The sequence below is a fragment of the Paenibacillus sp. FSL L8-0494 genome, assembly GCF_038003695.1.
Classification (GTDB): Bacteria; Bacillota; Bacilli; order Paenibacillales; family Paenibacillaceae; genus Paenibacillus_AQ; species Paenibacillus_AQ odorifer.
Map to the genome: position 1 here is coordinate 6,806,113 of NZ_JBBOPQ010000001.1, position 14,727 is coordinate 6,820,839.

Consider the following 14,727-nt stretch of genomic DNA (forward strand, 5'->3'; position numbering starts at 1 on the left):
AGTGTTGATGGCTTAAACATATACAGATTACATGCTTCCTGCCATCAAAACGCGCCGAAATGTAGCTGTAAGCGCCTGAATGGTACCATTTAAATGTTAAGAAGTGCTTTTAATTCAGGCAATTTTGAACGGGATAACGGAACCACGGCATCTTGACCTGTATTTAATCGCAAGCTGTAGCTATTTTTCGTCCATGTAATAATCTCTCTTACTTTTTGCAGATTAACAATGTAAGATCGGTGACACCTAAAAAAACCGAAATTTAATAATCGCTGCTCGAGCTCGGTCAGCGTCAACGCACAGTCATAATTTTCACCGCCCACATGAACAAGGATTGACCCCTCTACACTTTCTATAAAATCAATTTCAGGCGGATTAAATAAAATCACTTTATCATTTCTTTTGGTAGAGATCTTCTGCAAGGTTATATTGGCCTCGTCTTGTTTCTGTACTTCCTGCTTATCCTCGTCGAAGTCCCGAATATCCAATGGATGAAATCCCGATTCGTTCAACCGATAAATGGCATCACAGGAAATAAGGGCATCCTCTAAATTCGAAGTTAAAATTAAAATCTGCTTTTCTTGAGAAAGATCATCCAGAATCCGTTTGAGTTGACGACAATCTTGCTCTTCCAAGTAAAAATAGGGTTCCTCCAGTACAAGTGTAGGCTGATGCGCAAAAAAGACACGCAGCAATGTCACATACATCCTTTTCGATGAGCTTAGATCCTTGATCTTTACCTTCCGTTCTTCTTTTAAAGCAAAATAATCTATCAACGAAGCGGTACGCTCATTCCTCTCTGTTACTCTGATTAGAAAAGTGATTAGTTCCTCCACCGTTAAACGCATATACTCGTTTTGCCCAGCCCGAAATAAATAATATTGGGAATGATCCCCTAATTGATTCATTAAAAGCTGCTTTCGCTTCAAGTCCGTTATGATGCCAACCGATTGGTTCGGTGTCATATTTAATTCGATCTTCGGTAGAAATAATTCCCCATTATAATAAATTGGTTGAAATTGCATGCCATCCTCCCGGTCAGTGCTGCTATAGGGTATACTTTTTCAATTTTGTTCCTGTTATTTCCTCCTCGATAAATACGATTTAGGTAATATTTAATGCAAATATTAGTAGTCAAGGCATCTAGTTTACCGCATCTCTAGTGAGCAGGAATTCCCTCAACTTAAATTCCTCACTGAGATTTAATACATTTATTTCGAAAATTTTGGAAGAGTTTTGATTTTGTGACTAAATTCACATAATAAGTAGATTTAAAATTATAGAATAACATTGTAAATAAATGGGTTATTAGGGTATCTAAAGAATCAATGGATGTCATTAGGTTTGGGTTAACAATTTTATCTAAAAGCATCTTTCTTCTAGATAAAAATAATATAAAGGAGGTTTACATATGTCGAGTGAAAATCAATTCAAAACTCGCTCCGTGAACGACGACAAGGATCTATGGACAGAATTATTTGATCAGGTAGAAACATTGGAAAATCGTGACGAAATGGCCTGCATTAATCTTTGTTGCTGGAATTGTTGTTTCCAAATTTGAGTCGATGAAAAAAGCCGTTCTCTGCGGCTTTTTTTTACGAATAATTCTTTAATACCCAATATAAGTGATTCACAATAAATTATACAATTAAACAATATTTTTTAATAATTCCAAAATTGTATAGAGGTGAAAATATCATGATAGTAAATAAATACCATTTAAGATATGAGTTTGATGAAAAAAACCTTGTTATCAATACTTTGACAGGTGCTGTAGATTTTTTCTCTGCAGAAATGCTTGATTTACTGGATTCAGCAGAGAGTTGGGAACTATCTAATTACCCGCCTGAGCTTAAAGAAGACGATATCGAGTTCTTATTGAGGAGAGGCTACATTTTTGAGAATAATGAAGATAAGGAGCGACGATTAAACCAAGCATCACAAATCATGAATTATGATCAATTCATGCATTATATTATTTGTCCGACTTATGCCTGCAATTTTCGTTGTACATATTGCTTTGAAGATCATTTGCTTCATGAGAGTACACGCTTCATTACCGAAGAACAAATAGAGCATGCGTTTTCCGCAATTGATATTCTGCATAAAGAAAGCGAAATGGACAAAGGATTAATTAACCTATTCGGAGGTGAGCCCCTCTTACCTCCCGCCAAGAACATGGTAGAAAAAATCTGCGAAGAAGCGGAAAAACGAAATTTTATAATCGGTTGTAATACAAATGGTTATCACTTGAAAGCTTACGCCGACATTTTAGAACGCTTTCGCGATTGTTTAAGTGTTATGGTTTCTGTCGATGGCCCTGAGGAAATACATGATAGTCGGCGCTTTTTATCTGGAGGACAGGGTACATTTCAACGGATACACCAAGGCGTTAATGAATTATTAAACCGTAACATCCCTGTTATGATCCGGATTAATATAGATCAAACTAATATTAAAACTGTACCTGAGTTAATAAAGTACTATCATCAATGCGGCTTCTTCGGGCATCCTTCCTTCTCAATAACCTTTGCTCCTGTAACAGATCATACTTGTCTAGGTCTGAGTTCTACTTTGATGAAAGGTTATGAGATTGCAAAGTCTTTAATCCGACACGTCCCTAACTTTACAGAACTTGAAAAACAAAAGAAGATCGGCCTTAGTCCTGAAATGTTCCGTTTCTTCCGGACAGGCATGTTACTTGATCCTGAATTACAAGATAGAGTTGGGATTATTTCGCCACAACTTGTCTACTGTGAGGCTACTGAAGGAAAAACCTATGCTTTTGGACCTGATAATAATATGTATGCATGTCCGGATTTAGTGGGAAAATCAGAATATCGCATCGGCCAGTTCTCCCCTGTTTTTACGAAGGAACCCGTTTTTGACCAATGGAGAAATTTTAATGTTCTACAAATACCCAAATGCAAAGACTGCTCTGCAGCAATGATTTGCGGCGGCGGCTGCGCTGCACAAGCTTTATCAACATACGGAGATCTGGACCTTCCTTGTTGTCCGGATGCAAAGAACATGCTTGGTCAATATCTACACGAATTGCAGGAGGAAGCTGCACAATACGAGGAGGTTAAATCATGATCAAAAGCACATATAATTCTATTCATCCTATTAACAATGGGAATTATATCTTGATTAATTCTCTTAGTGGAGCAGTAGATGTAGTGGATGGTCTAGTAAAGGAACGGCTAGATCGGATTGAACAGACTAATCTGCAACGAGATAATCAAGATGAGGTTGAACTACTTACTTTTTTCAAAAAAAGAGGGTATATCTTTCATAGCCTTGCAGAAGAACAACAAATACTTTTTAAAGTTAAAGATGCAATGGAAAAAATGACGGCAAAGAGTAAATGGGGTATGACCTTCAATGTTTGTACAACATATGCTTGTAATCTAAGGTGCCCCTATTGCTATCAAGGCCATCAAATTCATGACCATAATCATGCATTAGACTCAGATGAAATAACCAAAATGTTCGAAGCTATTACTCAAATTATTAAAATGGAAGAAAATCGTGGCCGCTTCATAGGAGCACAACATCGTATGGTTTTATATGGAGGAGAACCACTTCTTCCGCAGACTAAAAATACAGTTAAAGAAGTGGTAGAACGTGCTGTTAATGAATATGGTTTCCGTATGTGCGCTATTACTAACGGGACATTCTTGCATCAATTTTTAGATATTTTTCAACCTTACCGTGACCAATGGGATTTCTTTCAAATTTCACTTGACGGCCCCAAAGCTGTTCACGATAAACGGCGTATCATGGCTGGTGGACAAGGAACATTTGATCGTATAGTCCAAAATATTGATATGGCCCTGGAACGAGGCTTTGCCGTTGCTACTAGGACAAATGTTAACAAAGAAAATCTGGGTCATCTGGTCGAACTGGCTAATTTCATTGAACAAAAGGGCTGGAATAAGTTCCCCCACTTTGGTTGGCAAGTCACGCCTGTTACTAATCACTTCAGTGAACCAATGCCCGACCACTTACCTGAACATGAACTGTTGATAGCCCTATATGAAATGTTCGGCGACTTGGATTCTTTTATTGATAAATACAACGCAAGACTGGGATCAGTGATAAACATGCGCACCTCACGAATTAGAAACACGATCCGATCTTTTGATTGGAGCAGGATGGACGATATGGATGCTTGTACTTCCTCGGGGGTCACTAGTGTTCCACATTTTAAAGAATGCAGCGCGCGCGAACAACGTTTCTATTCATTTGGGACAGAAGGACTTATCTATGCCTGTCCCGACTCTGTAGGCCGTGCAGAGACCGCCGTTGGATCATTTTTCCCAAAATATGAGCTGAATTCTGAAGCTCATCAGCAATGGGACCGGGGAATTACAGATTCCAAGGAATGCACGGAATGCTCTATCTCTCTCTTTTGTGGTGGTGGTTGTGCTTATGCCAATTTAATGAGGAATGGAGATATTACAAAGCCCTATTGTAATTATGCCAATGAAACAATAGATGTTTATATCAAACATAATAAACACCTTTTCGAAGAATTGGGTACCGTCTAAAGAAAGAGGGGGATAATTATGAATGCGATAGCAGCAACAAAATATCCCCAATTGATACCCTATATTATCCATGAAATGGATGTTTGGGAAGAGGGGGCTCGCTATTTAGTTCACTTTGACAATGGTCTACAAATGAAAGTAACAGAAAAGATTTTAACCATTTTTAACTGTATGGACGGAAAAAAGTCGCTTTTAGAGATTTCTGAGCAATTATTAGAGAAATATGAAGTTGCCCCACGCTTAGAAGAGCTACAATATTTATTAGAACATCTTCTAACTGAGAAGGGTATCGTTGTAGGGAGCGAAAAAATAGCAGAACATTCCTCGGCCATCCGTTTTCGTACTCCACTATTAAATGCAAGCCGACTGGAAGGCTGTTCCCAACCCTTTCAGCATCTTTTTTCTTTAAAAGGTATTTGTATTTTTGGAGTTCTTATGAGTATTGCCCTCTACAACTACATAATAAATTTAAGTCTTTCTGCAAATAAAGCAGATTTAGGTTCTTATCTTTTTTGGATTATTACTTTTTTCATGATTTTGTTTTCGGCTATATTCCATGAATTTGGGCATACAGTGGCGGCTTTTAAATATAATGTTAAACCAAGAGATATGGGGATCGGATTGTTTTTTTTAGCCCCTGTTCTTTTCGTGGATTTGAGTGATGCTTGGAAAGCAAGTAGAAAAGAGCGAGTAGTGATCGACCTTGGAGGTATATATTTTCAATTATGGATATTTATTATATATGAATTATCATCTATAATAACAGGGAGCAATATACTATTTACTGCCAACCATTTTATTTTGCTTTCCATTATTAGCAATCTAAATCCATTATTACGTCTTGATGGTTTCTGGGTACTTACAGATATCCTCGGAATTCCCAACCTGCATACTAGAACTTTTACATTGGTAAAACAAGGATTATTGGGATATGTATGTAGGAAACGACTTTTCCGCGAGAAATTTAGATTAAATATTATCAATATGAGCAGTACTTACAAGAAAGTGTTTTTAGCGTATTCCTCTTTATACTTAATTGTTTTCAGCATTGCTTTAATGTATATGTTACGTTTTATTTTTTCATTTACTTCCCTCTTTCATTCTTGGAACTGGACAAACTTCAAAGGCCTTTTGATAGTGATTGTGATATTAATTCTTCATTTCACCATATTACTTATTAAAAAAATTAACAGAAAGAAGGAAAATTCAGTTGATTGTAGAACAACCGATTCTGGCCATCCAAAATCTTAACAAAGAGTACGAATCCGAAGCCGGCATAATATCTGTTCTTAAGGGAATAAATCTGAAGTTTTACAAAAGTGAGATTGTAAGCATTATGGGACCCAGCGGCAGCGGAAAATCAACCCTGCTTGGGATTATGGGATCCCTAGATAAGCCTAGTACAGGGAAAATCGCACTTGAGGGTAAGTCAATCGAATCTTTATCTGAAGAAAAACTTTCTGATTATCGCGCACAAAAAATTGGGTTTGTTTTTCAATCCTTCAATCTAATCTCTACAATGACCGCTCTTGAAAATGTAATGCTTCCCATGTTCTGCATCAAAGGCACCCGACATAGTGAAATACGTAAAAAAGCAGAAGAAATGTTGAAGCTTGTGGGGATGGGCGATCGGATGAAGCACCTGCCTAATCAACTATCCGGCGGACAACAGCAACGTGTCGCTATTGCAAGAGCTCTGATTAATAAGCCCTCTCTAGTCATTGCTGACGAGCCAACCGGCAATTTAGATCGTGATTCCGGACAGAAAGTTCTTGACCTTATCTTCCGCTTAAAACAGCAAATGAGAATGACCTTCATTATTGCTACCCATGATCCAGAGGTTGCTTCAAAATCCGACCGAGTGATTTACATTAGAGATGGAAGGGTTGAAACTGAGGATCCTTGTCTGAGTAAAGGAAGGTGAATATCTGATGATATGGCTGAGCTCTGCCGGGAGAAGTTTATTACGTAACAAATTAAGAACAATTTTCACTATATTGTCTCTCATTATTGGAAGTGCAAGTTTCTTTAGTATGTTCCTATTATCTGAATTGGCGCCACGTTCTATTGAGAATTCTGCCAAACTGCTATTAGGTGGGGATGTATTAGTCCAGTCCTACCTTAAGCCACTACAGAGCAATATAGTGAATGATATATTCCAAGACATGGGAGAAATCGACAGCCATTCATCTTCATATGTCGGACAGAGCATGGTGCAATCCAAAAATAAAACAACAAGCGTGATCTTGAAGGGAATTGATACGAAGACTTACCCTTATTATGGGGAAAATCAATATCCTGGCATCCGTTCACTTCAAGCAAATGAGGTCCTTCTTGCTGATAATGCAGCAGATCGCCTACAGGTAAAGGTTGGAGAAAAAATTTGGTTGCCGAGCGCGTCTGATGGAAGTCTGCATGAGTACAAGGTAAAAGGATTAGTACTTAATGTTCAAGAGTCTTACGGAGATGCGGATATTTTTGGAGCTGCTTATCTTCCGTTGAATGAAGCAGCTAATCTGCTAAACGCTCCAGCCGGAAGCACAAATGAAATTCTTATCCATTGGAAAGCGGGCACACCAAAGACTTCTTGGCAAGCAGAACTTGAGAAGCATCTGCCAAGTGCTACACTAACGGACACGAAAGAGCGGACAGACGAAAGCTTGGCTCAAGCCAAGACCCTTCTTTTACTTTTACAATTGTTCAGTCTGCTTGCACTGGGAATCAGCGCTTTGACAGTTTCAAATACAATGAAGCAGGCAATGAGCACTAGAATGCGCGATATTGCAGTTATGAAGGCAATAGGTGTACGCTCTCGCTCAGTTGCCGGTACCTTTTTAACAGAAGGTATTCTTATCGGGACGATAGGAACTATTACTGGAATAGTAACAGGTCTTCTAGTGAGTACTTGGTTAACTTCTTACGTAGGCAAAATGTTAGCTATACCGTTGTCTTGGGAGTTTTCATGGAAAGTCACAATTGTTACCTTCGCAGTAGGAATGCTAATGGCACTGATATCAACATGGATTCCTCTAAAAGGAATGCTCATCGTCTCTCCTATGCAGCTATTGCTTGAAGGAAACCATCAGATCCCTTCTTATCGGGTACGCTTTTGGAAAAGAGGACTCTTATTATTACTGATTTCGCTAGTTGTAGCATTCTACTTACAAAAAACACTTTTTCTGGGTTCAACCGAATCCATTAGTTCTAGAGTCGTTCTATCTTTTTTAGGGATTCTACTGATTATTATATTGGTAAGTATATTTGTGAAGGTATGTTCTTCTGCTTTCTCTTTCATTTTCAGAGTGGTTGGAAGCATGAGGAAACTCATCTCTCCTCGTTGGTTTATCCCTTTTCATAATTTATCATCTGGAAGAAAACGATACGGACTATTGGCTCTTATCTTGAGTGTTGGTGTTGCATCAGCAGTATCAAGCGAACTTTTCGCTGATAACTTAACTCAGTCTGTCAGTCAACAGTTAGAGACCGAGGCCAAAGGAAATCTACTCATCACAAGCTCCTTAGTAGAGTCTGAAGCAGTCAAGGAAGCTTTTCAATCTCTCGATATTAAAAAGTGGACAGAGGGTGTCCAGATGAACGGTCTTTTAAGTTCAATTAACGGAAGTGAAGCAACTTCTCTTTTTCAGCAAAAGTCAGACGGGAATAAGTTCTTCGCTTCCAATAAATTGAGCATTGAAGGTGTTGACCCTTCACTTGCATCAAGGTCCTATTCCATTATTGGTGGACGTGACCTTATAGAAGATGATTCATCGCACAAGACCGCATTATTATTGGAAGATTATCAACAGTTGGGAATTAAGACAGGCGATACAGTTGAAGTTACAATGGGAGAAAAGAAGATTCCTTTCAAAATTGTTGGCTTTTTTGAATCAGGGTTCGTAAAAACAGTAGGTATGAGAACAACTAAAGATATATTGTCTAAATATGGGGCGCCTAACCGGGTAATGTTTTCTATTGACGGAGGGACCCTGACTACGGGTTTACTCTCTGAATTAAACGGTGTACTTCCAGCATCCGCTATGGCGTATTCAGTATCAAGTACAGCCTCCGAAAGCTTAAATTCAATGATACGTATGATAAGTGTATTCTTCTCTATAGTGACTTTATTTGCCTTCATTACAGCGATACTTACCATCGGGAATCAAATTGTGATAAGCCTTTTAAGAAAACGCAGAGAAATTGCAATCATCAAAGCAGTGGGAGTATCCAATGGTAAGACATTACGGTCAATCTTGTTAGAGAACTTTGTTTTATCTTTAGTCTCAGGAACTGCTGGTACAGGGATAGCTTTGTTGTTAACGACTGTAGCTCTAAAACTTATGTTCAAGTTACCTGTCCTGGTTGATGTTAAATGGGTGATTTATGGGATTGGCCTATGTGTTATAACCACACTCTCAGTGGCTTGGATAGCGGCGAGGCCTGCTCTGCTTACTAAACCTACGCAGCTCTTACAGACCAACCAGTTATGATCTAATAAGGCTCTAATGAATTGGTACTTAAATAGTTACTGTCCCTCTCTATTACGCAGAGAGGGATTTTTTTATACCTTGTCATAACTACGTTTGGTGTAAAAATACATTAATTTGTGATACGGTTCACAGTATTTTAATTGCCTCAATACAAAGCTCGATCCTCACTTCATTTCCGACTATAATTCCACCCGTTTCCAGAGGCGAGTTGAATTTCAAACCAAATTCATTACGATCAATACTGGCTGTTGAATGAAATCCTACACGTTCCCGTCCGCGTGGGTCCTTGTTTAGTCCTTCAAATACAGTATGAAAAGTAACAGATTGGGTTACTCCATGCAGAGTTAGATTGCCTGTAAGTTCATATTGCCGCTCACCAGCAAAGACGCAGTTGGTGCTTTGAAACGCAATGGTTGGATACTTGGCAGCATGAAGGAAGTCGTCGCCCCTCAAATGTTCATCTCGCTGCGCTTGGCGAGTTGTGATACTATTTGCGTCTATGGAAGCCTGAATACCCATAGTTGTTAACTCGTTGGGATCAAAACTTAAGATAGCCTGGAAACGCTCAAATACTCCTTTGATTTTATTAATCATTAAATGCGTCACCGAAAACTCGACGGAGCTGTGGTCCGGATCCACTTCCCATTTGATATTACTCATGAATAAATTCCACCTCTATAATAAGATTATGAGCAAGGTCACCCTATCTCCAAAACACTGCGCTACTCGCTATACCCCTAATATACAAAAACGCTACTGACAACGTTGTGTCAGTAGCGTTTTAGCATTTTTGCGGCTTCCTCGTAAATCCGATTTCAGAATGGTTCCCCATTGAATCCGTAATTCCTTTTACCCGAATATCCACCATCGCAATAAACATTGAGCTGTGTGTGAACAGTCATAATCTGCAACTAGTCGAATCTTTGCAACGATTCAAATAAACGCCTTAAGTTATTCAATAAGCTGTTCTTTTCCTCTAGAGTCCAGTCATCCAAAGCTTCATGCAAAATGCGTTCACGGGTGAGGCTAATCATTGCATTGATTTCCTCCCCGCTTTTCGTCAATTCAGACACACGAATGCGGGAATCTGCACTTGATGGATACGTATGAACCAACCCCGCGTTTTCTAACTTATCAATTTGCCGGCTAACACTCGAATAGTTTTTTCCCATCATGGCGGCCAAATCACCAACACTAGTCGGTTGGAGATGCACGATGCCCACAAAGACACGAAAGGTTGCTGCTTCCAAATTTACGCCAGCATTAGCAATCATCTTCTTATCACGGTCTGGCCTATTGATAATGGAAACTAAATCGATCAGTGCTTTAAAAATATCGTTTTCCATTTTATTTCACCCTTACAACAGGACGAGGCATTAGCGGGGCATTCCAAGCCTCTTCAATATCTTCTAGAGCGAACTCTTTTGTGGTAATTTTTATCTTCCCCTCGGCAGCCATTTCAAAGACACCTCTAACAGCAGATAGCATATCAGCTTTAGAAACACTCTTATCTCCGCTACCTACGAGTTCGATTGTTGATGAGCGTAAAAGAGATGAAGGTAAATGAATGCTTTCTTGGCCAGATGAAGTTCCAATGCTTACAAAACGAGTTGAACGATCCGTTTTCGCCTTAACAAGAGCTGACATGATAGCGAGTGCGCTGTCGCCCCAAAGATAATCCAATATAACATCAACACCTTCAGCAATAACTGGCATTAGGGCGTTTTCAAACATTTTTTGACCGTTGTCGGCTGTCATATCAAATGCAATAGCCTCATCAGCTTCAAGTGCTTGCAACTTCGATTCGTTGCGTCCTGTTACAATGACCTTCTTGGCCCCCAGACCCTTAGCAATCTGAACTGCTAAACTACCGGATGCACCAGTAGCGCCATTAATCAATACAGTTTGACCGGATTTAAAACCAGCTCGAAATACCAATGCAGCCCATGACGACATAGCAGGGTTGGCGATAGCGGCAGCAGTGAGATCATCAATACCATCTGGTAAACGGACAGTCAGCTTTTCGTTGACGATTGTTTGCTCAGCCAAACTGCCATATGGTGCAGTAGGCAGCGCAAAGTAAACACGAGACCCATCTTTCAAAGTTCCTACACCGTCGATACCGGCTACAATTGGAAAGTTAACTTCAGAAGAGTAGTGCATACCCATTGAACGGAACTTGCTAACTCGACTCAAGGCTGTGGCCGTAACGTTAATTATAACTAGCCCCTCTGTCCCAACGGGGGAATCACAATGACCCATTACGGGAATCGTCCCCTTATCCTTTACGATTGCTGCCTTCATATTTACACCCTTCTTCCACCCCATATTATGTGCATATTGCACATAATAAAGTATAACACAAATTATGTGCAATATGCACATTTTATTTGGAATCCATATCCGAACGCAAGTCCATTCTTATTTCCAAAAGAAACGGCTGGTCAGGTTCCCCTGATCCAGCCGTTTTTTGATTACTTTAATATTACATTATCGATTAGTACTGCCGTATCGTAGATACTATCTCCTTGATCCCAAACATGGAACCGAAGGACAATGGAGCCCTTGCCGGCAAATTGGCTTACATCAAATTGTACATGCTTCCAATTCGTCATGTATGTTGTATGATCCCCGCCGTAGAAATCAATCGCTACTTTGTTCTCTTCAATCCAATAGGCCGTGGATTCATTAATCGATTCAGCCCCGATAATAACAGAATCATTGCCATAGACACTGGACGTCACTGTATTGCCGCCATTCATGTGAGAAGTAATGAGGGAAGCCGTATTAATGTATACACTGGAAGTTACCGTTGCTCTGAAGGTGTCATTGAATTTGCTTCCAACGAATTCCTTAGGCTCCTCAGAAATGAAATTGTAATCAAACGATAGGGTTGTTGCACCCGCTGGAACAATGAAACTTTGCTCGATATAACTATCTGAATTGTAGTCATATCCTCCTTGATCATTGTTTTCATACCCAAGGCCAGTGCTGATAATAGCCATGTAGTTCCCCTCTGTCGGTTTAAGCGGTCCCAGCTTGGAGATCACCCGAACATCGCCGTTTCCATTCCAGCCGGTCCAAGTTCCGTTTTCAAAGGTTCCGTTGATGACCCCTTCGGTCTTAGTGCCAATGCTGCTTCCTTTCATGAAGAATGCTGCCAATCCATCGTTTGCTCCATGGGCAGCCACTGCTGCTTGAAAGGCTTTTTCGGTTGTCATGTTCTCATCGTTTAAAGCGGTAAATACGGATTTAGCAATAGCTTGATCATATGCAAGCTTTACATAATCGGTATATCCATAATAAGTGCCAGCACCATTGTTGATGAAGGCATCTGCCATGGAATCGTTGTACGCGCTGCGGCAGCTGCCATTATATACGATGGTATCAGGAAGCATATCGTTGTACCGTGTAATAAAAGACGGTGTAATAGCATAATAACCGGATATAATAGCCAATCTTCCCTTTTTCAAGTCCAACTCATAGGTCTTTTTGCTCTCTGTCGTTGCCTTTTCTCCTGTCAGGAACATGACTTGCGGTCCAGCGTATTTGAAATCAATGCCGTATTTATTATGGAGCTTCTGTAGCACTATTTCATCATAATAAGTATCTCCGTGGGTATCCAAGACCACGACGCCATACTGATTCAGTCCTTTAAAGAAATTCACGCCCGCTGCGGTGTCCTTTACTCTTTCCACAAGGAAAGGGTAACTCGACTGGTCAAAGCTGTGATATACAGCGTCATAAACAGTCGAAGATGGAAGTGTGCCGGAGAACGGAGAAATTACAGCAACCCGCTGGCTTCCTATGGTGGCTACAGTTTGTTCCACATTTTGCGTTAGCGCCTCAGCCGCCAATGCAGTACTGGACGCAGCCTCTTCTACGGTGCTGCTTAACCCTTTTGTATTCTCAGGAGCTGCGGATATCCCCCCTAGAATCCCGTTGTCCAGCAAATACCAGATGCTTCCTCCTTCACCCGAAATTCCAGCATGCTCTACTTCTGCTTGGGTTTGGAGCCAAGCTACAGTTTCTTCCTTTGCTTTTTGCAAATTACCATATGAAGTAGCCAGTTGATCAAGCTTACTCTGTGTATTATTTTCAATGATTTCCGTTTGTGCAAGCTGTTCATCCGTAAGATGCTTCATTACAGATAATTTAAAAACTGTGCTGCTTGGCACATCTCCCACAAACGCCTGCAGATTTATGTAACCCTCCGTACTTTCAGTCAATACTGCTTTGCCACTGTACAGCCCGTCTGCCTCAAGACTGTCTCCATGGGCTTCCAAACCGTCATCGTACAACGAAATGATTTGGGAAATCACTTTGCCGCTATCATCTACTTGATAGACACTAGCGATTACCGTTCCTGCCGCATTAATCGATGAGCGGAATATAACTTCTGTTGGCTCTTCCACATAAATGGCATCTGAACTCTCCCCCTTCACCACAACCTGGAGAGCATTTGCCGGTGCCGGGGTTGCCGGTGTCGGTGTCGATGTCGGTGTTGGTGTTGGTGTCACTGGTGTTGGTGTCACTGGTGCTGGGGTTGCCGGTGCTGGGGTTGCCGATGCTGGCGTTCCCGGACCTGAAGCTCCCGGCGCTGGTGCTGTCACAGATGTCCCGCGGTCAGTTGTTGCCGGGGTGGCAGTCGGTGTTACCTCAGGACTCTTGCCCTTATTAACCTCTTCAGCCAGAAGCTGTTTGGATTTCTCGACATATACTGACTTATTGGTTTTGAACTCATAAGCCAGACGAGCCAGAGCTTGGCGCTCCGCATGCTCTTTGGGTTTGAATTTCAGGGTGCCGTCACTGCCTTGGACCCCGTTGATGAAACCATTTTTAAAGGCAAGGGATACTTGCGCTTTTGCCCATTCGGACACCTCTGAGATATCTGACAGCTTGCTATCAACCGGAAGCTTCTTCGCTGTTTCATCCAATTCGAAAGCTCGGATGAAAAATACGACCAGCTCTTCACGGGTGACATTTGCATTAGGACTGAAGGTGGTCGCCGATGTCCCCTCCGTAATGCCTGCCTTTACCAATGCACCTACATAACCGCGATACCAACTGTTCGCGGCAACGTCTTTAAACGGTGCGGCTTGATCAGCATTTGCTTCTAGACCCAACGACAGGACTATGATTTTCGCCAGTTCGGCACGTGACATAGCCTTTTTCGGTTTAAAAGAGTTATCTTCATACCCTGAGATTATTCCTGCTTCAGTTAATGAATGAATCTCCTTTTGCGCATAAGAGCCTGTGATGTCTTTGAACTGTGCGGCCTCACCAAACACCATATGTGGCGTAAGAGTGCTTACTAATAGGGCAAACACAATCATCAGACTGAGTTTACGGCGTGCTGCTTGGAATAACATTGTTTCTTCCCCCTTCTTACTCTAAAAATATCAATGAGTCTGTCGTCCTAGTGAGTTCCAAGGATGGCATTTTACACCATTATTCGACAACTTCTTGATTCTACAATAGGACCAGGGTAATTGACAATGTCTATTACATAAAAAAAATAGATATATTTGTAGACTGGAGATTAAATGGCATAAAAAAAAGACCATCGAGTATAAGCTTGGATTGATGGCGATTTAATCTTTTATCGTATTATTCTTCACATGCACCAATATTTTACAATGATAAGCTTAACAATGTATACCTTATGACATTTTAGGAGGTAGTAT

At 40.6% G+C, this 14,727-nt stretch carries 10 protein-coding genes; 5 read left to right on the plus strand and 5 right to left on the minus strand.

Annotation, left to right across the window (positions count from 1 at the left end; all coding sequences use genetic code 11):
• Positions 1-89 precede the first annotated feature (89 nt).
• Complete coding sequence (locus tag NYE35_RS30675) at positions 90-1,025, minus strand: LytTR family transcriptional regulator DNA-binding domain-containing protein (RefSeq protein ID WP_038573913.1); 936 nt, start codon at positions 1,023-1,025, stop codon at positions 90-92.
• 673 nt (positions 1,026-1,698) lie between these two features.
• Between NYE35_RS30675 and NYE35_RS30680 the strand changes: the two genes are divergently transcribed.
• Genes NYE35_RS30680 through NYE35_RS30700 form a run of 5 tightly spaced genes read left to right on the plus strand, consistent with a single transcriptional unit; the run spans position 1,699 to position 9,040 of the window.
• Positions 1,699-3,096: a radical SAM/SPASM domain-containing protein gene (locus tag NYE35_RS30680; protein ID WP_076143916.1), complete on the plus strand. Its 1,398-nt coding sequence runs from the start codon at positions 1,699-1,701 to the stop codon at positions 3,094-3,096.
• Positions 3,093-4,553 carry a radical SAM/SPASM domain-containing protein gene (locus NYE35_RS30685; protein WP_036682397.1) on the plus strand — a complete coding sequence of 487 codons (1,461 nt, stop codon included), beginning with the start codon at positions 3,093-3,095 and terminating at the stop codon, positions 4,551-4,553. The genes NYE35_RS30680 and NYE35_RS30685 overlap by 4 nt, the downstream gene beginning before the upstream one ends.
• Positions 4,554-4,571: 18 nt before the next feature.
• Entirely contained in the window at positions 4,572-5,804 is a 1,233-nt protein-coding gene (locus NYE35_RS30690; protein ID WP_052097394.1) for a hypothetical protein, read from the plus strand.
• Entirely contained in the window at positions 5,764-6,477 is a 714-nt protein-coding gene (locus tag NYE35_RS30695) for an ABC transporter ATP-binding protein (RefSeq protein ID WP_036682398.1), read from the plus strand. Before NYE35_RS30690 ends, NYE35_RS30695 begins: the two co-directional genes overlap by 41 nt.
• Positions 6,478-6,484: 7 nt before the next feature.
• On the plus strand, positions 6,485-9,040 hold the full coding sequence (locus tag NYE35_RS30700) for an FtsX-like permease family protein (protein WP_051491238.1): 2,556 nt from the start codon (positions 6,485-6,487) through the stop codon (positions 9,038-9,040).
• Between the two features lie 126 nt (positions 9,041-9,166).
• On the opposite strand, the gene NYE35_RS30705 is transcribed toward NYE35_RS30700, so the two are convergent.
• From NYE35_RS30705 to NYE35_RS30720, 4 genes are all read right to left on the minus strand, one after another.
• Positions 9,167-9,700, minus strand: a complete 534-nt coding sequence (locus tag NYE35_RS30705; RefSeq protein WP_076105142.1) for a YceI family protein — start codon at positions 9,698-9,700, stop codon at positions 9,167-9,169.
• Positions 9,701-9,951: 251 nt separating this feature from the next.
• Positions 9,952-10,386: a MarR family winged helix-turn-helix transcriptional regulator gene (locus NYE35_RS30710; RefSeq protein WP_036682401.1), complete on the minus strand. Its 435-nt coding sequence runs from the start codon at positions 10,384-10,386 to the stop codon at positions 9,952-9,954.
• 1 nt (position 10,387) lies between these two features.
• The gene (locus NYE35_RS30715; RefSeq protein ID WP_036682403.1) at positions 10,388-11,344 is read right to left on the minus strand and encodes a quinone oxidoreductase family protein; all 957 of its coding nucleotides are present in this window, start codon (positions 11,342-11,344) and stop codon (positions 10,388-10,390) included.
• 170 nt (positions 11,345-11,514) lie between these two features.
• Positions 11,515-14,412, minus strand: coding sequence for an S-layer homology domain-containing protein (locus tag NYE35_RS30720; protein ID WP_036682404.1), 2,898 nt, complete (start codon positions 14,410-14,412; stop codon positions 11,515-11,517).
• Between the last annotated feature and the right edge of the window lie 315 nt (positions 14,413-14,727).